Below are 21437 nucleotides of genomic sequence, written 5' to 3'. Positions count from 1 at the left end.
ATCACTCGAGATGTGGACCTGCTGGCACCGGTCATTGTGCCGCACACGTGCGTCTGCCCACCGTTCGATGGACGTAAGGAAGTACGCACGGCCGTCCCGGAACGTTCGGTTCGGGACGACGCTCGACGACACGACAACACACGCGAACGAGCTCGCGGTTCAGGTTCGGGGGCTGCGCGAGCGGTACGGCGACGCGACCGCGGTGAACGGCGTCGACCTGGCCATTCGCCACGGAGAGGTCGTCGGGATCCTCGGCCCCGACGGCGCCGGCAGGAGCACCGCGGTGGGGATCCTCCGGGGCACTCGCAGCCGGCCAGGCGGCGAGGTGTCCGGGCTGGGCTCGGACCCGCAGTCCGCTGCGCACGCGTGGCGCTCGCGCGTGGGAATCGTCCGGCAGGACGAATCCGCACCCGCCGAGTTGACGGTTCGGGAAACAGTGCGACATTTCGCACGATATTACCCGAGTCCATGTGATCCCGAGGAGGTCATCGGTCTGGTCGGCCTGGAGGAGAAGGCCGGGCAGCCGGATCAAGGCCCTGTCCGGCACCGATGACGGACTTCACCCCGGCCGCCCGCCGCCGGTTCTGAGCACTGATCCGCAGGCTCACCGACGAGGGCACCACCATCGTGCTGACCAGCCACTACCTGCTACCCGGAGGAGGCCGAGGCGCTCGCGCACCGGCTCGCGGGGCCGGGCTGGCCAAGGGCAAACCCACCGCCCCGCGCGCCCGCTACGGAACCGAGCCCACCGTCGAGAGTGGACCGAGTCCGACGGCGCCCCGCGCAGCGAGCGCACTCGGACCCCAACCCGCACGGTTACCGGGCTGATGCGCCGTTTCGAGTAGAGGTCCTGGCCTGGGGATCAGCCGCCCGTAGCGGATCACCCGTCCCGGGGACCGCGAAAGCGCGAGCGGCGCGCTTCGCGGTCCCCGGACACGGTCACTTCGCGTCGGAGCGGGAGCAGGCGGTGCTGCGGCTGGTGGCGGAGGGGTGCACCAACGCCGAGGTCGGGCGGCGGCTGTCCATCGGCGAGTCGAACGGTCAAGACGCATTCTGCTTGCGGGTGTTCGGCACGTGGGGTGGACGACAGGACGGCCGCGGTGACCACGGCCATGCGTCTGGGTTTGCTGGGCTGGGGTCGCCCCACGAACCTTGCTGCCCCGGGGGCTGCCCCGCAGTGTTTCCGGGTATGCGCGGGTGGGCTGTGCCAGTCGCCCACACCGCGCAGCCGCACGCAGACACAATCCCGCGTCTCCAGCCCGGCCGGCGTTCGAGGCCGAGGCCGTTCAGGCCCGGGCCGATATCCGACTCGGGGTCTGGGACGGCAGCCCGGAAGCCCGCTTGAAACGCCCCGCTCAGCCCAGCCTCGACGCCAGTTCGGACACCACATCGGTCAAAGCGACAGCGTCCTGCTCCCCGGACTCCATGTCCTTGAGCTGCACGACACCCTCGGCGAGATCCCGCTCACCGGCGACCAGAGCGAACCGGGCCCCACTCCGGTTGGCGCTCTTCATGGCCCCCTTGAGCCCCTTCCCGCCGTACGAGAAGTCCGCCGCGACACCTGTCCGGCGCAGCTCGGTGACCACCCTGAAGAGCACCCGCCGGGCCTCCTCCCCCAGCGGAACCGCGAACACGCTGGTGGCGGAGGGCAGTTCGAGCTCGACTCCCTCGGCCTCGAGCGCCAGCACCGTACGGTCCACGCCCAGTGCCCAGCCCACCGACGGCAGCGCGGGGCCGCCGATCATCTCGGACAGGCCGTCGTAGCGGCCACCGCCGCCCACCGCGGACTGGGATCCCAGACCGTCGTGGACGAACTCGAAGGTCGTGCGCGTGTAGTAGTCCAGGCCGCGCACCAGCTTGGGGTCGTCCTCGAAGGACACGCCCGCCGCCGTGATCAGCTCGCGCACCTCCTCGTGGTACGCCTTGCAGGCGTCGCACAGGTAGTCCCGCAGCAACGGGGCGTCACCGAGCTGCTTCTGGACCGACTCACGCTTGTCGTCCAGCACCCGCAGCGGGTTGATCTCGGAGCGGCGAAGGGTGTCCTCGTCGAGGTCCAGGCCGCGCAGGAAGTCCTGGAGCGCGGCCCGGTACACCGGACGGCACTCCTTGTCGCCCAGCGAGTTCAGCAGGATGCGGAAGTCGCTGAGGCCCAGCGACCGGTACGCCTGGTTCGCCAGGATGATCAGCTCGGCGTCCAGCGCCGGGTCCTCAGCTCCGATGGCCTCGGCGCCCACCTGCGAGAAGTGGCGGTAGCGGCCCTTCTGGGGGCGCTCGTAGCGGTAGTACGAGCCCGAGTACCAGAGCTTGACGGGGAGATTGCCCGCCTTGTGGAGGTTGGCCTCCAGCGCCGCGCGCAGCACGGACGCGGTGCCTTCGGGGCGCAGGGCCAGCCTGTCGCCGCCCTTCGTCTCGAAGGCGTACATCTCCTTGGTGACGATGTCGGTGGACTCGCCGACACCGCGCGCGAACAGTTCGACGTTCTCGAAGCCGGGCGTCTCGATGTAGCCGTAGCCGGAGTTGCGCAGGGGGGCGGCGATCGCCTCGCGGACCGCCAGGTACTTCGCGGAGTCCGGCGGCAGCAGGTCGTACGTGCCCTTGGGGGCCTGGAAGGTGCTCACGGAAGGTCTCTCGTCACAATCCTCGTCGGGGAGCGTCCTGGGCGCTGCCCGGTTGGCGGGCAGCGGCCACCTGCCGCAGATAGGGGTTGGTGGCGCGCTCCTGGCCGATGGTCGTCTGGGGGCCGTGGCCGGACAGCACCACGGTCGAGTCGTCGAGCGGCAGGCACACGCGGGCCAGCGACTCGAGCATCTCGTCCATGTCGCCGCCGGGCAGGTCGGTGCGTCCGATGGAGCCGGCGAAGAGCAGGTCGCCCGAGAAGAAGACCTGCGGGATGTCCGCGGCCTCGGGCAGCCTGAAGGTCACCGACCCCTTGGTATGGCCGGGCGCGTGCGCGACGGACAGTTCCAGGCCCGCGAGCCGCAGCTGCGCGCCGTCCGTCAGCTCCTTGACGTCGTTCGGCTCCCCCACGGTGAGTTCGCCCATCAGCGGCATCCCGATCGACCGGCCGAGTGCCTTCTCCGGGTCGCTCATCATGTACCGGTCCTGGGGGTGGATCCACGCGGGCACGTCGTGCGCGCCGCACACGGGGACGACCGAGGCCACGTGGTCGAGGTGGCCGTGGGTGAGGACGACTGCGACGGGCTTGAGGCGGTGCTTGCGAAGCGCTTCCTCGACTCCCGCGGTGGCCTGGTGGCCGGGGTCGATGATCACGCATTCCTCACCCGCGGCGGGGGCGACCAGATAACAATTGGTCCCCCAGGCCCCGGCGGGGAACCCGGCAATGAGCACGATCGTCCTTAGTTGTGTCGTCCGGAGGTGGGACCTAGAGCCTACCGGCGCTGCCGATTCCTCAGCGAACCCATATACCGTACGGGTCACACGCAGGCGGTCTGCTCACAGGCCCCAGGCGTCCCACCCGACGTACGAGACGCATGAGGAGAGAACCCGGTGGTCAGCCAGGAGCAGCGGAAGCGGCAGCTCGCACGGGAGAAGTTCCTGCGGCAGCAGCAGCGGCGCACGGCCGCGCGGCGTAAGGCGAAGGCACGCAACGCGGCGATCGCGTCGGTCCTCGGTGTGATCCTCGTGGGCAGCCTGGTCTCCTACGCGACCGGCGTCTTCAAGGACGACGGCAAGAAGGCGAACGCGGGCGCGGAGGTGACGCCGAGCGCCTCCCCCAGCAAGGCGCCGGACCCGTGCGAGAAGCCGGCCGAGGGCAAGGTGAAGTCGCAGAGCTGGAAGAAGGAGCCGGCGCTGACGATCGACAAGTCCGCGAAGTACACGCTGAAGCTGGCGACCACGTGCGGTGACATAGAGGTCGCGATGAAGACGGCGGCGGCGCCGCGCACCGTGAACTCGTTCGACTTCCTCGCGGGCAAGGGGTTCTTCGACCACACCAAGTGCCACCGGCTGACCACGAACGGCATCTACGTGCTGCAGTGCGGCGACCCGCAGGGCACCGGAACCGGTGGTCCCGGCTACACCATCCCCGACGAGAACCTGAAGGACAAAAGCCTCAAGGGTAACGTCTATCCCGCAGGCACGGTCGCGATGGCGAACACGGGCCAGAAGAACTCCGGCGGCAGCCAGTTCTTCCTCGTGTACGAGGACAGTCAGCTTCCGCCCAGCTACACACCGTTCGGGACCATTTCCGAATCGGGGATGAAGGTTCTCAGGAAGATCGCGGCGGCGGGCGAGAACACCGGCCAGGGCGACGGTGCACCGAACGCGACCGTTGTGATCAACAAGGCAACAGTGACGAAATCCTGACTGTCAACTGCGGAATTTCGGTCGCGCGGGATGCGGACAGCCGCCCCGCCGGTCGCCTATGTTGGCCGTGACGAAACTGTGGACGATGCTCGGGGGCGCTGAGGCCCCTCGCGGGCATCATGTGGAGGAGGCGCTGTGAGCAGCGACCCGTGGGGCCGCGTCGACGAGACGGGGACCGTGTACGTGCGTACGGCCGATGGCGAGCAGGTCGTCGGTTCCTGGCAGGCCGGCACGCCCGAGGAAGCGTTGGCCTATTTCGAGCGCAAGTACGAGGGCCTGGTCGTGGAGATCGGCCTCCTCGAACGGCGGGTGAAGACCACCGACCTGTCCGCGAAGGACGCCCAGACAGCCATCGACCACCTGCGGGAGCAGGTCGACGCGCATCACGCGGTCGGCGACCTCGACGCGCTGCGCGCCCGGCTGGACAAGCTGGTCGAGGCGGTCGAGGCGCGCCGTGAGGAACGCAGGGCACAGAAGGCCCGGCAGTCCGACCAGGCGCGGCACTCCAAGGAGGCGCTGGTCGTCGAGGCCGAGGAGCTGGCGCAGTCCGACCAGTGGCGGGCGGCGGGTGAGCGCCTGCGGGCGCTCGTGGACACCTGGAAGGGTCTGCCGCGCCTGGACCGCAAGTCGGACGACGAGCTGTGGCACCGCTTCTCGCACGCCCGCTCGGCGTTCTCCAAGCGGCGCAAGGCGCACTTCGCGGCCCTGGACGCGCAGCGCGAGGAGGCCCGCAAGACCAAGGAGCGGCTGGTCGCGGAGGCCGAGGCGCTGTCCGGGTCGACGGAGTGGGGTCCGACGGCCGCGCGGTACCGCGAGCTGATGGCGGAGTGGAAGGCGGCGGGCCGTGCCCAGCGTGAGCACGAGGACGACCTGTGGAACCGCTTCCGCGGCGCGCAGGACGTCTTCTTCGCGGCCCGCAGCTCGGTCTTCGCCGAGCGGGACGCGGAGCAGGCGGAGAACCTCAAGCTCAAGGAGGAACTCGCCGAAGAGGCGGAGAAGCTGCTGCCGATCACGGACCTGAAGGCGGCTCGTGCCGCGTTCCGCTCCATCAACGAGCGCTGGGAGGCCATCGGCCATGTGCCGCGGGACGCGCGCCCGAAGGTGGAGGGCCGGATGCACGCGGTGGAGCGGGCCCTGCAGGACTCCGAGGAAGCGGAGTGGCGCCGTACGAACCCGGAGGCACGCGCGCGTGCCGAGGGCCTGACCGGCCAGCTCCAGGCGGCCGTGGACAAGCTCCGGGCCCAGATCGAGTCGGCGCGCGCCCAGGGCAACAACGCCAGGGCCGACAAGCTGGAGAGGGAGCTGGAGGGCCGTCAGGCCCTGCTGGACCAGGCCCTGAAGGGTCTGCAGGAGTTCGGCGGCTGACACCGCTCACCGAACTGCGAAAGGGGCTCCCGTACACCGGTACGGGAGCCCCTCTGCGTGCGTTGTGCCGCACTCCGGCGTGCTGCTGTGCTGCGCTTTTGCGTGCTCTGCCGGACTGCGACCCTGCTGTGCCGACCTAAGACGGCCTGCGCGCCGATGTCACGCGGTACACGTCGTACACGCCCTCCACACCCCGTACCGCCTTCAGGACGTGGCCCAGGTGCTTGGGATCGCCCATCTCGAAGGTGAAGCGGGAGGTGGCGACCCGGTCGCGGGACGTCTGCACGGCCGCCGAGAGGATGTTCACGTGCTGGTCCGACAGGACCCGGGTGACGTCCGACAGCAGCCGGGACCGGTCCAGCGCCTCCACCTGGATCGCGACCAGGAACACCGACGACTGGGTGGGAGCCCACTCGACGTCGAGGATCCGCTCCGGCTCACGGGACAGTGACTCCACGTTGACGCAGTCGCTGCGGTGAACCGATACGCCACTGCCCCGCGTGACGAAGCCGATGATGGGGTCGCCCGGGACGGGCGTACAGCAGCGGGCGAGCTTCACCCACACGTCATCGACGCCCTTGACGACCACGCCGGGGTCGCTGCTGCTGCGGCGCTTACGGCTGCGGCTGCGCGTCGGCGGGACGGACTCGTCGATCTCCTCGCTTGCCGCCTCCTCCCCGCCGAGCGCCTGCACCAGCTTCTGTACGACGTTCTGTGCGGCCACGTGGCCCTCGCCGATCGCCGCGTAGAGCGAGGAGATGTCCGGGTAGCGCATCTCGTGCGCGAGCGTCACCAGCGAGTCGCCGGTCAGGATCCGCTGGATCGGCAGGTTCTGCTTGCGCATCGCGCGCGCGATGGCGTCCTTGCCCTGCTCGATGGCCTCGTCGCGGCGCTCCTTGGAGAACCACGCACGGATCTTGTTGCGGGCCCGGGGGGACTTGACGAAGCCGAGCCAGTCCCGGGACGGGCCCGCGCCCGGTGCCTTGGAGGTGAAGACCTCCACCAGATCGCCGTTGTCCAGGGTGGACTCCAGCGGTACCAGGCGGCCGTTGACCCGTGCTCCTATCGTGCGGTGCCCGACCTCGGTGTGCACCGCGTACGCGAAGTCCACCGGTGTCGCGCCCGCCGGGAGCGCTATGACGTCGCCCTTCGGCGTGAAGACGAAGACCTCGTTGCGGGAGAGGTCGAAGCGCAGCGACTCCAGGAACTCGGACGGGTCCTCGGTCTCCTTCTGCCAGTCCAGCAGCTGGCGCAGCCACGCCATGTCGTTGACGGCGCCCGCGTCCTTGCCGGCCTTGCCGCCGGCGCCGCGCGGGGCGTCGGTGCGCACCTTGGACGCCCCGGCCACCGCCTCCTGCTTGTACTTCCAGTGCGCGGCGATGCCGTACTCGGCGCGGCGGTGCATGTCGAACGTACGGATCTGGAGTTCGACGGGTTTGCCGTTGGGACCGATCACCGTCGTGTGCAGCGACTGGTACATGTTGAACTTGGGCATCGCGATGTAGTCCTTGAACCGCCCAGGAACCGGGTTCCAGCGGGCGTGGACGGTGCCCAGGGCCGCGTAGCAGTCGCGCACGGTGTCGACGAGGACGCGGATGCCCACCAGGTCGTAGATCTCCGCGAAGTCACGGCCGCGGACGATCATCTTCTGGTAGACGCTGTAGTAGTGCTTCGGGCGCCCGGTCACGGTCGCCTTGATGCGGGCGGCGCGCAGGTCGGCCTGCACCTCGTCGGTCACTATGGCGAGGTACTCGTCCCGCTTGGGGGCGCGCTCGGCGACGAGGCGCACGATCTCGTCGTACATCTTGGGGTAGAGGATCGCGAACGCGAGGTCCTCCAGCTCCCACTTGATGGTGTTCATGCCCAGCCGGTGGGCGAGCGGCGCGTAGATCTCCAGCGTCTCGCGTGCCTTCTTCTCCTGCTTCTCGCGCTTGAGGTAGCGCATGGTGCGCATGTTGTGCAGGCGGTCGGCGAGCTTGATGACCAGGACGCGCGGGTCCTTGGCCATGGCGACGACCATCTTGCGCACGGTCTCCGCCTGCGCGGCCTCACCGAACTTGACCTTGTCCAGCTTGGTGACGCCGTCGACGAGGAGGGCCACCTGGTCGCCGAAGTCGCGCCGCAGCGTGTCCAGGCCGTACTCGGTGTCCTCGACGGTGTCGTGCAGCAGCCCCGCCATGAGGGTGGCCGGGTCCATGCCGAGTTCGGCGAGGATGGTGGTGACGGCGAGCGGATGGGTGATGTACGGGTCGCCGCTCTTGCGCTTCTGACCGCGGTGCCAGCGCTCGGCCACCTGGTAGGCGCGCTCGACCTGGCGGAGCGTGGCGGTCTCGATCTTCGGGTCGTTGCTGCGCACTATCCGCAGCAGGGGCTCCAGGACCGGGTTGTAGGGATTGGAGCGCTGCACGCCGAGCCGGGCCAGACGGGCGCGGACGCGGTTGGACGAGCCGCCGGTGCGCGTGGGCGGGGGTGCGGGCCGGGCCACGGGGGTGTTCGCGGGGCGTTCCGCGGGCGCGTGCTGAACGGCCGCGTCGCCGGTGGCGGGCCGGGGACGCTCCGCCGGGGCGCTCTTTTCGGGCGTTGCGGCGGGCGCCGGGCCCTGCTCGGGCTTGGCGGCGGTCAGATGCTGGGCCTCGTCTGGCAAGAGGACTCCTCGTGCGCGATCCGGGTCCCCCGGTCAGGCTCCGGAGCCCCCATGGTAGCGATCCTGGGCTCCGGGCTCCCCTTCGACCGGTGAGACGCCTCTGTGCAGGAGAAACGCACGAGGCGGGCGCCGGATTCCTCCGGGCCCGCCCCAGCGGCCGAACGGGTGACGCTCAGAGCCGCGTCGAACTCCCGTCACACCCTCGTCGGACGTTGGTCAGACGCTCGCCGGAGGTTCGTCAGAGCTGCAGCAGTGCCTCCAGCGGCGCGCCTTCCAGGGCCGGCTCCAGCCGCCCGCGGCCGCCCAGGAAGCCCAGCTCCATCAGCACCGACACGCCCGCCACCTCGGCGCCGGCGCGGCGGATCAGCTGGATCGACGCCTCGGCGGTGCCGCCGGTGGCGAGGACGTCGTCGATGACCATGACGCGGTCGCCCGCCGTCAGGTCCTCGGCGTGCACCTCGATCTCGGCCGAGCCGTACTCCAGGTCGTACGCCTGGCTGAGGGTGGCGCCGGGGAGCTTGCCCGCCTTGCGTACGGGGATGAAGCCGAGGCCCGCGCGGACGGCGGCCGGCGCGCCCAGGATGAACCCGCGGGCCTCCAGGCCGACGACCTTGGTGGCGCCGTGCTTGACGCACAGGTCGGCGAGCGCGCCGGTGAGCGCCGCGAACGCCGACGGGTCGGCCAGCAGCGGGGTGATGTCCTTGAACATCACTCCCGGCTCCGGGTGGTCGGGCACGTCCCGGATGCAGCTGAGCAGCAGTTGCTTGATCTCGGTCATCGGCGCTTCCCCGAGGGACGGCCCCGCCCACGGCCGCGGGCCGCGGGTTGCGAGCGCTGGCCGCGCGGACCGACGACCGCGGGCGTCGCGTCCTCCGGCTCCGCGTCGTAGGACGTCTCGACGGGCTCGGCGCCCTCCGCGACGTCACCCTGCGCCGCGGCCTGCCGCTTGGCCAGGACCCGCTTCTTCAGGCTCCGCATCTGCGGCTCGCGCTCCTTGAGGTCGGCGACGAGCGGCGTGGCGATGAAGATCGAGGAGTAGGCACCGGCCGCGAGGCCGACGAACAGCGACAGCGAGATGTCGTTGAGCATGCCCGCGCCCAGCACTCCGCCGCCGATGAAGAGCAGACCGGCGACCGGCAGCAGGGCGACGACCGTGGTGTTGATGGAGCGCACCAGGGTGCTGTTGATGGACCGGTTGGCGACGTCGCTGTAGGTCCAGCGGGTCTGTTTGGTGAGGTCCTTCGTCTGTTCCTTGAGGCTGTCGAAGACGACGACGGTGTCGTAGAGCGAGTAGCCGAGGATCGTGAGCAGACCGATCACGGTGCCCGGTGTCACTTCGAAGCCGACGAGGGCGTAGATGCCGACCGTGATGGTGATGTCGTGGATGAGGGCCACGAGGGCGGCCAGGGCCATCCGCCATTCGAAGGCGATGGCCAGGTAGATGACCACCAGGACCATGAAGATGCCGAGACCGGTCCATGCCTTGTTGGCGACCTGCTCACCCCAACTGGGGCCGACCAGCTCCGCGTTGATGGACGACGCCTCGACGTTCATGTCGTCGGCGAGTTTCTCCGCGATCTGGTCTGCCTTGTCGGTGTCCACACCGGCCACCTGGATGCGCAGCCCGCCGGTGCCGAGCTTCTGCACGACGGCGTCGTGGCCGGACGCCTCCTCCGCGTACGACCGTGCCTGGCTGACGGAGACGCTGGTCTTGGAGGTGGTGAAGGCGGCACCGCCCTGGAACTCGATGCCCATGTTCAGCCCGCGTACCGCCAGGCCCACGATGGCCGTGATGGTGATCAGGATCGAGATGCCGTACCAGATCTTGCGGTTGCCGACGAAGTCGTAACCGACCTCGCCTCGGTGGAGTCGGGCGCCGAGGTTGCCGAGTTTCGACATCTCTCACGCCTCCTTCGGGTCGACGGCGGCGGAGGGACGGCGGGTGCGGCGCAGCGGGGGTTTGGCGCCGAGCCGCTTCGGGTCGAGCCCGGACCACGGGTGCCCGTTCGCGAAGAATTTGGTGCGGGCGAGGAGGGTCAGCAGCGGCTTGGTGAAGAAGAAGACCACGACCACGTCGAGCACGGTGGTCAGGCCCAGCGTGAACGCGAAGCCCTGGACCTTGCCGACGGTGACGACGAAGAGCACGGCGGCGGCGAGGAAGGACACGAAGTCGGAGACGAGGATCGTGCGCCGGGCGCGCGGCCAGGCCCGCTCGACGGCGGGGCGCAGGGTGCGTCCTTCACGGATCTCGTCCCGGACGCGTTCGAAGTACACGATGAACGAGTCCGCTGTGATGCCGATGGCCACGATGGCACCGCAGACGGCGGGCAGGTTCAGCGCGAACTTGATCGTCGGGCCGAGCAGCGACATGATCACGTAGGTGAGGGCCGCGGAGACGAGCAGCGAGGCGACCGCGATGAGCGACAGGCCTCGGTAGTAGACCACCAGGTAGATGACGACCAGGGCGAGACCGATGGCGCCGGCGATCAGACCGGCGCGCAGCTGCTCACCGCCGAGCGCGGCGTTCACCGTGGTGACGCTGTCCTCCTTGAAGGACAGCGGCAGGGCGCCGTAGGACAGGACGTTGGCGAGGTTCTTGGCCTCGTCCTGGGTGAAGCTGCCGGAGATCTCGGCGCTTCCGCCGGTCAGCGCCTGGTTGACGTAGGGGTCGGAGACCACGTCACCGTCGAGGACGATGGCGAACTGGTTCTGCGGGGACTGGTTCTTGGCCAGCTTGCCGGTGATGGCCGCGAACTTGTCGCTTCCCTTGTCCGTGAAGTTCATCGTGACTTTCCACCCGGCGGAGCTCTGGGTGTCGAACACCGCCTCCGCCTTGTCGACGTCCGTGCCGTCGACCTCGGCCGGGCCGAGGATGTACTTCTGCCACTGCTTCTGCGAGTTCTGACCGCAGGCGAGGGTGGGCTCGTTCGCCTTGACCCCGTCACCGGCCTTGGCGCGCTGCGCCTCCTTGGTGCAGTCGAGCGCGGCGTACGCGGCCTGGAGCTTGGCGGTGTCGTCCGAGGGGGTGCCGCTCGGGGAGGGCGAGGCACTGGCGGACGGCGACGTGCTCGCCTTGGCGGACGCCGACGCGCTGCCGCTCGGTGTGGGGTCGGCCTTCAGGGCGTCGGTGAGCGCGCGGCCCTGGGAGGTGGCGCCGGCCGACGGGGTGGCGGAGCCGGACGGGGTCGCCTTGTCCTTCTCCGTCGGCTTGTCCGAAGGGGACGCCGAGGGGCTGCCGGAAGCGCTCGGGGACGGGCTGGGCGAAGCCGCCGCGCCGGAGACCTCGGTCGCCAGCACCGGGCGGAAGTACAGCTTCGCGGTGGTGCCGACCTGCTCGCGGGCCTGCTTGGAGTCGGTGCCCTTGGGGATGTTGACGATGATGTTGTCGCTGCCCTGGGTCTGGACCTCCGCTTCCGAGACGCCCAGACCGTTGACGCGGCGCTCCATGATGTCGACCGCGGTGTTCATGTTGGTCTCGTTGACCGCGGATTCCTGGCCCTTCTCGGGCACCGCCCGGAGCGTGATGCTCGTACCGCCGGCGAGGTCGATGCCGAGGCGCGGCGTGTTGTGGCCGGAGGCGAACATTCCCCCGGTGAGCGCCACCATGGCGATCAGGATCAGGGCCAAGGTACGCCCTGGTTTGCCCTGGGTGCCCTGACGACTTCGGCCCTTCTTAGGTGCTGCCACCTTCTCGTACTCCCTGTCCATCCGTCCGGCATCGGTCAGGTGCACGGACGGCCATGAGTAATGGTCGGGACTCCTTGCGGATCAACACGTCCCGGGGACCGCGAAGGCGCGAGCGGCGCGCTTCGCGGTCCCCGGAGACGGTCACTTCGCGTCGGACTCGCCGTCGGTCTTCTTCGGCTCTGCTTCGTCGGACTTCGCCTCGGCGGGCTTGTCGGCCGGCTCGTCGTCCGCCGCGTCCTTCTTGCCGAGGTCGATGGGCTTGTCGTCGGAAGAGGCGTCAGCGGCGGGCTCGTCGGTGTCGGTGAGGGAGGAGGCGTCGTCCGGGATGACCGCGCCGTCGGCCTTCAGGTCGTGCTCGATGCCGTGGACGATGCGGTTGTACTCGTCGTCGGAGAGCACGGCGCCGATGGCGTTCTTCGCGAACAGCAACTCGACGCCCGGGCCCGCGTCAAGGAGGACCGTGTCCTCGTTGACCTCCTTCACCGTCGCGTACATGCCCCCGATGGTGCGCACGCCGGAGCCCGGCTGCATGGCGTTGCGCATGTCAGCAGCCTGCTGCTGCTTCTTCTTGGCGGAGCGGGTCATCAGGAACATGGCCCCGATGAGCACGATGAACGGGAGGAGGGTCAACAAGCTCACGGGTCGCAAACTTCCTTCACACGACCGCGTCAGTGAAGCGGCCTGATGGATGGGGGTATGTGCGCCGCTTGTGGAAAGGCGGCATCGGCGGAGTCTAAGCGAGTCCGCACGCAAGGAACAACGCTCAGCATGACACCCGGGTTCCTTGCCCGGCGAGCGCGCTCGCCGTCACGCCCCGAACAGGTCCTGTTGTCCGTTTCCGCCGGTCGACCGCGGGGGCGGGGTGAGACCCAGATGAGCCCATGCGGCCGGTGTGGCGACGCGGCCGCGCGGCGTCCGGGCCAGCAGTCCTTCGCGTACGAGGAAGGGCTCGGCGACCTCCTCGACGGTCTCGCGCTCCTCCCCCACCGCGACCGCGAGCGTGGACAGGCCGACAGGGCCGCCGCCGAACAGCTTCAGCAGTGCCTGCAGTACGGCCCGGTCGAGGCGGTCGAGGCCACGCTCGTCGACCTCGTAGACGGCCAGGGCCGCCGAGGCGATCTCCCTCGTGATGATCCCGTCGGCCTTGACCTGGGCGTAGTCGCGGACGCGGCGCAGCAGGCGGTTGGCGATCCGGGGCGTACCGCGGGAGCGGCCGGCGATCTCGGCGGCGCCTTCGCGGTCGATCTCGACGTCCAGCAGGCTGGCCGAGCGGTGGATGACGCGCTCCAGCTCGGCGGGTTCGTAGAACTCCATGTGTGCGGTGAAGCCGAAGCGGTCCCGCAGCGGGGGCGGCAGCAGGCCCGCGCGCGTGGTGGCGCCGACCAGGGTGAACGGCGGGAGTTCGAGCGGGATGGCGGTGGCGCCGGGGCCCTTGCCGACGATCACGTCGACGCGGAAGTCCTCCATCGCCATGTAGAGCATTTCCTCGGCGGGTCGTGACATCCGGTGGATCTCGTCGAGGAAGAGGACCTCGCCCTCCTGGAGAGAGGAGAGGATCGCCGCGAGGTCGCCGGCGTGCTGGATGGCGGGGCCGCTGGTGATGCGGATCGGGGCGCCCATCTCGGCGGCGATGATCATCGAGAGGGTGGTCTTGCCGAGGCCCGGGGCACCGGAGAGCAGCACGTGGTCGGCGGTGGCACCGCGCGCGCGTGCCGCTCTGAGGACGAGGTCGAGTTGTTCGCGGACCTTCTCCTGGCCGATGAACTCGCCCAGGTCCTTGGGGCGCAGGGCGGCCTCGACCGCCTGGTCCTCACCGTCGGCGACCGAGCCCACCAGCCGCTCCGCGGCGGGTCCGACGAGCCGCTCGTCGGCGGCGCTGTCGGTCGTCTCGTCCCAGTTCATCGCGTGTGCCTCGTCGTAGTTCTGGTGGGGGCTGTGGTTGTTCAGCGGGCTCGGTTAAGGGTCTGCAGGGCGGCCTTCAGCAACTGGCCCACCTGGGGCGTGCCTTCGGCGGCCTCCGCCTGGGGCGCGACCGCGGAGACCGCCTCGTCGGCCTCCCGGGTCGCGTAGCCGAGGCCGATGAGCGCGGCGTGCAGTTGGTCGCGCCAGCCGGCGGTCACCGCCGTGCCGACGGCGGGGGCGCCGATCGGCTCGCCGAGGCGGTCCTTCAGCTCCAGCAACAGCTTCTGGGCGCCCTTCTTGCCGATGCCGGGGACTGCGATGAGGGCCTTCTCGTCACCGGTGGAGACCGCCCGGCGCAGGGCGTCGGGGCTGTGCACGGCGAGCATCGACTGGGCGAGCCGCGGACCGACACCGCTCGCGGTCTGCAGCAGCTCGAAGACCTGGCGTTCGTCGTCGTCGGCGAAGCCGTACAGCGTCAGCGAGTCCTCGCGCACCACGAGGGAGGTGGCGAGCTTGGCCTGCCGGCCCATGCGCAGTCCGGACAGCGTGTTCGGCGTGCACTGGACGGCGATGCCGATCCCGCCCACCTCGACCACCGCTGAGTCCGGGGCGAGGGCGGCGACCGGGCCGCTCACAAAGGCGATCATCCCGTACGGCCTTTCGATGCGTGCAGGGCGACGGCCTGCTGGAGTCGGTTCTGGGCGGGGGTCCGCCAGATGTGGCAGATGGCGAGCGCCAGTGCGTCGGCGGCGTCGGCGGGCTTCGGCGGTGCGCTCAGCCGCAGCAGGCGGGTCACCATGGTTCCGACCTGGTCCTTGTCGGCGCGTCCGCTGCCGGTGACGGCCGCCTTGACCTCGCTGGGGGTGTGCAGGGTGACGGGGATGCCGCGCCGGGCGGCACAGAGGATGGCGACGGCGCTGGCCTGCGCGGTGCCCATCACGGTGCGTACGTTGTGCTGGCTGAACACCCGTTCCACGGCGACGCAGTCGGGCCGGTGCTCGTCCAGCCACGACTCGATGCCCTGCTCAACGGCGACGAGACGGTGGCCCAACTCGGCGTCACCGGGCGTTCGTACGACGCCGACGCCCAGCATCGTGAGTGGCCGGCCCGCGACTCCCTCGACGACACCGATACCGCACCGCGTGAGTCCGGGGTCCACCCCGAGTACCCGCACGCGCCCCTCCCTTCGATCGCCTGCTGTTCAGGTGTTCGTGCAGGCTATCCGGTGCCACCGACAACGAGTCTCAAAGCGACGGGCCGACGGGTGTGTCCCGTCGGCCCGTTGGGTCCGCTCAAGCTCGCGTCGCGGTGGCGTTACGCGTCGACCTTCGCCATGACGTCGTCGCTCACGTCGAAGTTGGCGAAGACGTTCTGGACGTCGTCGCTGTCCTCCAGGGCGTCGATCAGCTTGAAGATCTTCTTGGCACCCTCCTCGTCCAGCTCGACCTGCATGGTCGGGACGAAGTTGGCCTCGGCGGAGTCGTAGTCGATCCCGGCGTCCTGGAGGGCGGTGCGGACCGCGACCAGGTCGGTGGCCTCGCTGATGACCTCGAACGACTCGCCGAGGTCGTTGACCTCCTCGGCGCCCGCGTCGAGCACGGCACCCAGGACGTCGTCCTCGGTGAGCTCGCCCTTGGGGACGATCACGACGCCCTTGCGGTTGAAGAGGTACGACACGGAGCCGGGGTCGGCCATGGAGCCGCCGTTGCGGGTCATGGCCACGCGCACGTCGGAGGCGGCACGGTTGCGGTTGTCGGTGAGGCACTCGATGAGCACCGCGACACCGTTCGGACCGTAGCCCTCGTACATGATCGTCTCGTAGTCGGCGCCACCGGCCTCGAGACCGCCGCCCCGCTTGATCGCGGAGTCGATGTTCTTGTTCGGGACCGACTGCTTCTTGGCCTTCTGAACGGCGTCGTACAGCGTCGGGTTGCCGTCCAGGTCGACACCACCCATGCGGGCGGCGACCTCGATGTTCTTGATCAGCTTCGCGAAGAGCTTGCCGCGCTTGGCGTCGATCACGGCCTTCTTGTGCTTCGTCGTGGCCCATTTAGAGTGGCCGGACATCTGCCTGTCTCCTTCGCGTAACCCGTCTCTGTCCGGGGAGATCCTACAAGGACTCCGCTGTCCGGTTGGCGCGCACCATGTCGACGAACAGGCCGTGCAGGCGGTGGTCACCGGTCAGTTCCGGGTGGAACGACGTGGCCAGCGCGTTGCCCTGGCGCACCGCGACGATGTGGCCGCCGTGCTCGGCGAGCACCTCCGTCTCGGCGCCGACGGACTCGACCCACGGGGCGCGGATGAAGACGCCCTCCACGGGATCGCCCTCGACGCCCTTGACGTCGACGGCCGCCTCGAAGGACTCGTTCTGCCGCCCGAAGGCGTTGCGGCGCACGATCATGTCGATGCCGCCGACGGTCTCCTGGCCCGAGCGCGGGTCGAGGATCTTGTCGGCGAGCATGATCATGCCCGCGCAGGTGCCGTACACGGGTAGGCCGGCGCGGACGCGCGCGCGGAGGGGTTCCATCACTCCGAAGAGGATGGCCAGCTTGGAGATGGTCGTGGACTCGCCGCCGGGGATGACGAGTCCGTCCACCTCGGCGAGTTCCTCGGGGCGCCGGACCGGCCTGGCCACGGCGTCGGCCGCGGCCAGGGCGATCAGGTGCTCCCGGACGTCGCCCTGGAGGGCCAGGACGCCGATGACGGGGGTGCTCATGGGTGTTACCAGCCCCGGTTGGCGTAGCGCTCGGCCTCGGGGAGGGTGTCGCAGTTGATGCCGACCATGGCCTCGCCCAGGTTGCGGGACGCGTCCGCGATGATCTTCGGGTCGTCGTAGAAGGTGGTGGCCTTCACGATGGCGGCGGCGCGCTTGGCGGGGTCGCCGGACTTGAAGATGCCGGAGCCGACGAAGACGCCCTCGGCGCCGAGCTGGCGCATCAGCGCGGCGTCGGCCGGGGTGGCGACACCGCCGGCGGAGAACAGCACCACCGGGAGCTTGCCGAGCTCGGCGACCTCCTTGACGAGCTCGTACGGGGCACGCAGTTCCTTGGCCGCGGCGTACAGCTCGTGGTTGTCGAAGCCGCGCAGGCGGGCGATCTCGTTCTTGATCTGGCGCAGGTGGCGGACGGCTTCGACGACGTTGCCGGTGCCGGCCTCACCCTTGGAGCGGATCATCGCGGCGCCCTCGGCGATGCGGCGCAGGGCCTCGCCGAGGTTGGTGGCGCCACAGACGAACGGGGTCGTGAAGGCCCACTTGTCGGAGTGGTTGACCTCGTCGGCGGGCGTGAGGACCTCGGACTCGTCGATGTAGTCGACGCCGAGGGACTGCAGGACCTGGGCCTCGACGAAGTGGCCGATGCGGGACTTGGCCATCACCGGGATGGAGACCGCCTCGATGATGCCCTCGATCATGTCCGGGTCGGACATACGGGCCACTCCGCCGTCCTTGCGGATGTCTGCGGGGACGCGCTCCAGTGCCATGACGGCGACGGCGCCCGCGTCCTCGGCGATCTTCGCCTGCTCCGGAGTGACGACGTCCATGATCACGCCGCCCTTGAGCTGCTCGGCCATTCCGCGCTTCACGCGGGCGGTGCCGGTTTCCGGGGTGGCGGGGTTCGAGAGCGTGCTGGACACGGGTGTTGACCTCACTCGGGGGAAAGGGTTGCTGCAGCTTCCGAGGGAACTCCCGAGAGCCAGGCCACTGCAAGGGCCAATGGGGAGGCGGTGGCTCGTTTTTCTCCCCCGCCGCCAGGGGCGGGGGGACCGGCGCTCATGCCGTCGTGCGTTCCGCCAGTGCCTGGGGCGGCTCGTCGTCCATCTCGAAGGCCATCGGGAAGGGCGCGTGTCCGGCCAGCCGGAACCAGCGGACCTTGCGGTGACGGCGCAGCGCACGCGCGGCCCGTACCGCGTCGTTGTGGAAGCGGCGGGCCATGGGCACCCTCCGGACCGCCTGCGCCAGCTCCCCCGCGGCCTCCTCCCCCCCGGGAGCCTCCCGCACGGCCTCCACCTGCTGCGCCTCCCCGAAGACGGCGCGCAGGGCCTGGCTCAGCTCGCTCTCGGCCACCTCGCGCTGCTCCTCCTCCGCCTGCCGGGCCGCGTGCGCCGCTTCGTAGAGCACGATCGAGGCGGCCGGATCGAGCACCCCGGAGGTGGCCAGTTCCTGGGCCACCGACGCCCGGCGCAGCAGCTGTGCGTCGAGGGCGGCGCGCGCGGCGTCGATGCGGGCGTGCAGCCGGTCGAGCCGGCCCGCGGTCCAGCTGAGGTAGAGGCCGATGGCGAGGAGGGCGACGAGGATCCAGATGAGGGTTGCGGTCACGGGCGGCAGGCTACCGCCGCCGGTCCCACTGTCCGCCGGCCCGTCCCGCCTGCCCGAGGTCCCAGGCGCGGCGGAAGCCGCCGTGTCCGGACAAGGAGTCCGGGGGGTTACGGGACCGCGCCGCCACCGTCACGCCCCTCCCCCGACGACCCCACCCCCGGCCGTACGGGGACGCACCGGTGCGCGACCGTGGTCCGGTTCCGCGCCCCGGTGCGCGGAACCGGACCGGCATCCCGCGCGTGGGGGGACGTCACGACGGTCCTCGCGCGCGGGGAACACGACGGCCCTCGCGCGGGGAACGCGACGGTTTCCGCCGCGCGCTCAGTCCCGTGCCAGGCCGAGCCGCGCCCGCAGTCCCGTGCGCTCGTCGGCGGCCACGGCGGCCGCGCCGTCGGTCACCGTCTCGTACACGGAGAGGATGTCCGCACCGACCGTCGACCAGTCGAAGCGCCGCACGTGTTCGCGGCCCCGTTCGCGCAGCTCGGCCCGGCGTCCGGGGTCGCCCAGGAGCCGGATCGCCGCGTCGGCCAGCGCGTCCGCGTCCTCGTTGGCGAACAGCTCACCGGCCGCGCCCTGGTCGAGGACCTGGGCGAAGGCGTCCAGGTCGGAGGCGAGCACGGGGGCCCCGGCCGACATCGCCTCGACCAGGATGATCCCGAAGCTCTCGCCGCCGGTGTTGGGCGCCACGTAGAGGTCGACGCTGCGCAGGAACCGCGCCTTGTCCTCGTCGCTGATCATGCCGAGGAACTCCACACGCTGGCGCAGCTCCTCGGGGAGCTTCTCGACGGCCTCCTCCTCGTCGCCGCGACCGGCGACCAGCAGCCGGGTGTCGGGGCGCTCCGCCAGGATCCTCGGCAGTGCCCTCATCAGCACCGGCAGGCCCTTGCGGGGCTCGTCGATGCGTCCGATGAAGCCGATCGTGTCCCCCTGCCACTCGGGCTTGGTCTTCGCGCGGGCGAAGAAGTCCACGTCGACGCCGTTGGGGATGACGACGGCGTCACCGCCCAGGTGTTCGACGAGCGTGCGTCGCGCGTACTCGCTGACCGCGATCCGCGCGCTGATCTTCTCCAGCGCGGGCTGCAGGATCGGATACGCGGCGATCATCGCCCGGGAACGCGGGTTGGAGGTGTGGAAGGTGGCGACGATGGGCCCCTGCGCGGCCCAGCAGGCGAGCAGTCCCAGCGACGGCGAGGTCGGCTCGTGGATGTGGATCACGTCGAAGGTGCCGTCGTGCAGCCAGCGGCGGACCCGGGCGGCGGACAGGAAACCGAAGTTGAGCCGGGCGACCGAGCCGTTGTAGGGCACGGGCACCGCGCGGCCCGCGGAGACGACGTACGGCGGAAGGGGGGTGTCGTCGTCCGCCGGGGCGAGGACGGACACCTCGTGCCCGAGGCGGATGAGGTGGTCGGCCAGGTCGCGGATGTGGAACTGGACGCCACCGGGGACGTCCCAGGAGTACGGGCAGACGATGCCGATCTTCACGGTCGTTCCCCGTCCGGCGGCTCGGGCCTGGGTTCCAGGTCGGCGAGCCACAGCCGTTGCAGCATGTGCCAGTCCTCCGGATGGTCGGCGATCCCCGCGGCGAAGGCGTCGGCCAGCGCCTGTGTCATGACAGACGTCTTCTCGGCGCGCGTACCTGTCTCGGGGACGTCGACGGGTGGGTGGACCTGCCCCTGCATCACGGGCGAGTCGTCGTACCAGAGCGTCACCGGCAGCAGCAGGGCGCCGGTCTGCTGGGCGAGCAGGGCCGGTCCGGCCGGCATCCGGGTGGGCTCGCCGAAGAAGTCGACCTGGACGCCGGACGCCGACAGGTCGCGGTCGGCGACGAGGCAGACCAGGCCGCCCTCGCGCAGCCGCCGGGCGAGCGTGCCGAAGGCGGTGCCGCCGCTGTGCGGGAGCACCTCCATGCCGAGGCCCTCGCGGTAGGCGACGAACCGGTCGTACAGCGTCTCCGGCTTCAGCCGCTCGGCGACCGTGGTGAACGGCGTGCGCAGCTTCGTGGTGACCCACGCGCCCGCGAGGTCCCAGTTGGCCAGGTGCGGAAGGGCCAGTATGACGCCGCGCCCGGAGGCCAGGCCATCGGTGAGGTAGTGCAGGTCCTTCGGGTCGAAGCCCGTGTTGATGCGCTCCTTGCTCCAGGCGGGCAGCCGGAAGGACTCCATCCAGTAGCGCAGGTAGGAGCGCATGCCGGCCCTGGTGAGCTCCGCGAGCCGCTCGGGGCTCGCGTCGGGCAGCACGCGCGCGTAGTTGGCCCGCAGGCGTCGTACGCCCTTGCCCTGCTGCTTGAAGGCGACGTCCGCGATGGTCCTGCCGAGGTGCACGGCGACGGGCTCGGGAAGCGTCTTCACAGTGCTCCAGCCGATGCCGTACAGCCCGTCGGTGAGCTTTTCCTGCAAGCCCTGCAAGCCGCTCACGGCGTGGCCTCGCTCCCCTGGGTGGCGGTGCCCGCGGCGTCCGCCTCCGCGGACTCCCTGCGCACGGTCACGACGCGCTGGATCAGTGTCACCAGGCTACCCACGGCGACGATCCACAAGGCGATCGGCAACAGCACGTCGATGCCCGGCACGCCGAACTTGTGCAGCCCCGCGAACCCTGCCGCGACCAGCGAGATCACCAGCCGCTCGGCACGCTCGACCAGACCGTTGACGGCGACGGGCAGGCCGATCGACTCGCCGCGCGCCTTGGTGTACGAGACGACCTGGCCGCTGGCCAGGCAGAAGATGGAGACCGCGCACAGGATGTTGTCGTCGCCCTTGCCGGCATACCAGAGCGCGAAACCGCCGAAGATGGCGCCGTCGGCGACCCGGTCGAGGGTGGAGTCCAGGAAGGCGCCCCAGCGGCTGGAGCGGCCGAGCTGGCGGGCCATGTTGCCGTCGACGAGGTCGGAGAAGACGAACAGCGTGATGACGACGGTGCCCCAGAAGAACTCGCCCCGCGGGTAGAAGACCAGCGCTCCGACGATGACTCCGGCCGTGCCCAGCAGCGTGACCGTGTCGGGGCTGACTCCCCGCCGGATGAGAAACGCGGCGAACGGTGTGAGAACACGCGTGAAGAAAGCACGCGCGTACTTGTTCAGCATGGCCTTCCCGAGGGTCGGTGTCGCCGCGCGGCCCCTGCTGGCCACCGGCTGGCCCATCGTAGTCACGCGCGCGCGTGTGCGACTGCCGGGCACCCGCGCCCCGGGTCAAGCCGCGATGA

At 70.2% G+C, this 21437-nt stretch carries 19 protein-coding genes and 2 pseudogenes; 4 read left to right on the top strand and 17 right to left on the bottom strand.

Annotated features, from left to right (window positions below):
* Positions 1–172: 172 nt before the first annotated feature.
* Together EF387_RS22465 and EF387_RS48475 are read left to right on the top strand one after the other, a co-directional pair.
* Positions 173–876: pseudogene (locus EF387_RS22465) on the top strand (ATP-binding cassette domain-containing protein).
* 73 nt (positions 877–949) lie between these two features.
* Positions 950–1130, top strand: a pseudogene (locus EF387_RS48475) (LuxR C-terminal-related transcriptional regulator); the annotation flags it as partial.
* Positions 1131–1355: 225 nt separating this feature from the next.
* Here the strand turns inward: EF387_RS48475 and hisS are convergent.
* Both hisS and EF387_RS22450 read right to left on the bottom strand, forming a co-directional pair.
* Positions 1356–2618 (bottom strand): histidine--tRNA ligase, encoded by a 1263-nt coding sequence (gene hisS / locus EF387_RS22455; protein ID WP_128378390.1) that lies wholly within the window; start codon positions 2616–2618, stop codon positions 1356–1358.
* 13 nt (positions 2619–2631) lie between these two features.
* Complete coding sequence (locus tag EF387_RS22450; protein ID WP_128378389.1) at positions 2632–3348, bottom strand: MBL fold metallo-hydrolase; 717 nt, start codon at positions 3346–3348, stop codon at positions 2632–2634.
* Positions 3349–3507: 159 nt separating this feature from the next.
* On the opposite strand from EF387_RS22450, the gene EF387_RS22445 reads away from it, so the two are divergent.
* Both EF387_RS22445 and EF387_RS22440 read left to right on the top strand, forming a co-directional pair.
* Positions 3508–4326: a peptidylprolyl isomerase gene (locus EF387_RS22445; RefSeq protein ID WP_128378388.1), complete on the top strand. Its 819-nt coding sequence runs from the start codon at positions 3508–3510 to the stop codon at positions 4324–4326.
* A gap of 135 nt (positions 4327–4461) precedes the next feature.
* The gene (locus EF387_RS22440) at positions 4462–5691 is read left to right on the top strand and encodes a DUF349 domain-containing protein (RefSeq protein ID WP_128378387.1); all 1230 of its coding nucleotides are present in this window, start codon (positions 4462–4464) and stop codon (positions 5689–5691) included.
* A gap of 136 nt (positions 5692–5827) precedes the next feature.
* On the opposite strand, the gene EF387_RS22435 is transcribed toward EF387_RS22440, so the two are convergent.
* From EF387_RS22435 to pgsA, 15 genes are all read right to left on the bottom strand, one after another.
* Positions 5828–8335 carry a RelA/SpoT family protein gene (locus EF387_RS22435; RefSeq protein WP_128378386.1) on the bottom strand — a complete coding sequence of 836 codons (2508 nt, stop codon included), beginning with the start codon at positions 8333–8335 and terminating at the stop codon, positions 5828–5830.
* A 238-nt stretch (positions 8336–8573) separates the two neighbouring features.
* Complete coding sequence (locus EF387_RS22430; RefSeq protein WP_128378385.1) at positions 8574–9113, bottom strand: adenine phosphoribosyltransferase; 540 nt, start codon at positions 9111–9113, stop codon at positions 8574–8576.
* Entirely contained in the window at positions 9110–10234 is a 1125-nt protein-coding gene (gene secF, locus EF387_RS22425; RefSeq protein ID WP_128378384.1) for a protein translocase subunit SecF, read from the bottom strand. The genes EF387_RS22430 and secF overlap by 4 nt, the downstream gene beginning before the upstream one ends.
* A gap of 3 nt (positions 10235–10237) precedes the next feature.
* Positions 10238–12022 (bottom strand): protein translocase subunit SecD, encoded by a 1785-nt coding sequence (secD, locus tag EF387_RS22420; RefSeq protein WP_128378383.1) that lies wholly within the window; start codon positions 12020–12022, stop codon positions 10238–10240.
* A 141-nt stretch (positions 12023–12163) separates the two neighbouring features.
* On the bottom strand, positions 12164–12661 hold the full coding sequence (gene yajC / locus EF387_RS22415) for a preprotein translocase subunit YajC (protein WP_128378382.1): 498 nt from the start codon (positions 12659–12661) through the stop codon (positions 12164–12166).
* Positions 12662–12829: 168 nt separating this feature from the next.
* The gene (gene ruvB, locus EF387_RS22410; RefSeq protein WP_128378381.1) at positions 12830–13924 is read right to left on the bottom strand and encodes a Holliday junction branch migration DNA helicase RuvB; all 1095 of its coding nucleotides are present in this window, start codon (positions 13922–13924) and stop codon (positions 12830–12832) included.
* A 41-nt stretch (positions 13925–13965) separates the two neighbouring features.
* Entirely contained in the window at positions 13966–14571 is a 606-nt protein-coding gene (gene ruvA, locus EF387_RS22405; protein ID WP_128378380.1) for a Holliday junction branch migration protein RuvA, read from the bottom strand.
* On the bottom strand, positions 14568–15098 hold the full coding sequence (gene ruvC, locus EF387_RS22400) for a crossover junction endodeoxyribonuclease RuvC (RefSeq protein ID WP_128378379.1): 531 nt from the start codon (positions 15096–15098) through the stop codon (positions 14568–14570). Before ruvC ends, ruvA begins: the two co-directional genes overlap by 4 nt.
* A 140-nt stretch (positions 15099–15238) precedes the next feature.
* Positions 15239–15991 carry a YebC/PmpR family DNA-binding transcriptional regulator gene (locus tag EF387_RS22395; protein WP_128378378.1) on the bottom strand — a complete coding sequence of 251 codons (753 nt, stop codon included), beginning with the start codon at positions 15989–15991 and terminating at the stop codon, positions 15239–15241.
* A 43-nt stretch (positions 15992–16034) separates the two neighbouring features.
* Positions 16035–16640, bottom strand: a complete 606-nt coding sequence (gene pdxT / locus EF387_RS22390) for a pyridoxal 5'-phosphate synthase glutaminase subunit PdxT (RefSeq protein ID WP_128378377.1) — start codon at positions 16638–16640, stop codon at positions 16035–16037.
* 5 nt (positions 16641–16645) lie between these two features.
* Positions 16646–17557 carry a pyridoxal 5'-phosphate synthase lyase subunit PdxS gene (gene pdxS / locus EF387_RS22385; protein ID WP_128378376.1) on the bottom strand — a complete coding sequence of 304 codons (912 nt, stop codon included), beginning with the start codon at positions 17555–17557 and terminating at the stop codon, positions 16646–16648.
* Positions 17558–17693: 136 nt separating this feature from the next.
* A complete protein-coding gene (locus tag EF387_RS22380; RefSeq protein ID WP_128378375.1) occupies positions 17694–18239 on the bottom strand; it encodes a LemA family protein in 546 nt (181 codons plus the stop codon).
* 321 nt (positions 18240–18560) lie between these two features.
* Entirely contained in the window at positions 18561–19721 is a 1161-nt protein-coding gene (locus EF387_RS22375) for a glycosyltransferase family 4 protein (protein ID WP_128378374.1), read from the bottom strand.
* Positions 19718–20644, bottom strand: a complete 927-nt coding sequence (locus tag EF387_RS22370) for a phosphatidylinositol mannoside acyltransferase (protein WP_128378579.1) — start codon at positions 20642–20644, stop codon at positions 19718–19720. Before EF387_RS22370 ends, EF387_RS22375 begins: the two co-directional genes overlap by 4 nt.
* A gap of 5 nt (positions 20645–20649) precedes the next feature.
* Positions 20650–21375, bottom strand: a complete 726-nt coding sequence (pgsA, locus tag EF387_RS22365; RefSeq protein ID WP_128378578.1) for a phosphatidylinositol phosphate synthase — start codon at positions 21373–21375, stop codon at positions 20650–20652.
* Positions 21376–21437 lie beyond the last annotated feature (62 nt).

This window comes from Streptomyces cavernae, assembly GCF_004023625.1.
Lineage (GTDB): Bacteria > Actinomycetota > Actinomycetes > Streptomycetales > Streptomycetaceae > Streptomyces > Streptomyces cavernae.
This window is presented reverse-complemented; position numbering and strand designations above follow the sequence as displayed.

Bases quoted from the DNA above. Each gene is read 5' to 3' on its own strand.
- EF387_RS22430 (WP_128378385.1), bottom strand. From the start codon at position 9,113: ATGACCGAGATCAAGCAACTGCTGCTCAGCTGCATCCGGGACGTGCCC.
- secF (WP_128378384.1), bottom strand. From the start codon at position 10,234: ATGTCGAAACTCGGCAACCTCGGCGCCCGACTCCACCGAGGCGAGGTC.
- ruvB (WP_128378381.1), bottom strand. From the start codon at position 13,924: ATGAACTGGGACGAGACGACCGACAGCGCCGCCGACGAGCGGCTCGTC.
- ruvA (WP_128378380.1), bottom strand. From the start codon at position 14,571: ATGATCGCCTTTGTGAGCGGCCCGGTCGCCGCCCTCGCCCCGGACTCA.
- EF387_RS22395 (WP_128378378.1), bottom strand. From the start codon at position 15,991: ATGTCCGGCCACTCTAAATGGGCCACGACGAAGCACAAGAAGGCCGTG.
- pdxT (WP_128378377.1), bottom strand. From the start codon at position 16,640: ATGAGCACCCCCGTCATCGGCGTCCTGGCCCTCCAGGGCGACGTCCGG.
- pgsA (WP_128378578.1), bottom strand. From the start codon at position 21,375: ATGGGCCAGCCGGTGGCCAGCAGGGGCCGCGCGGCGACACCGACCCTC.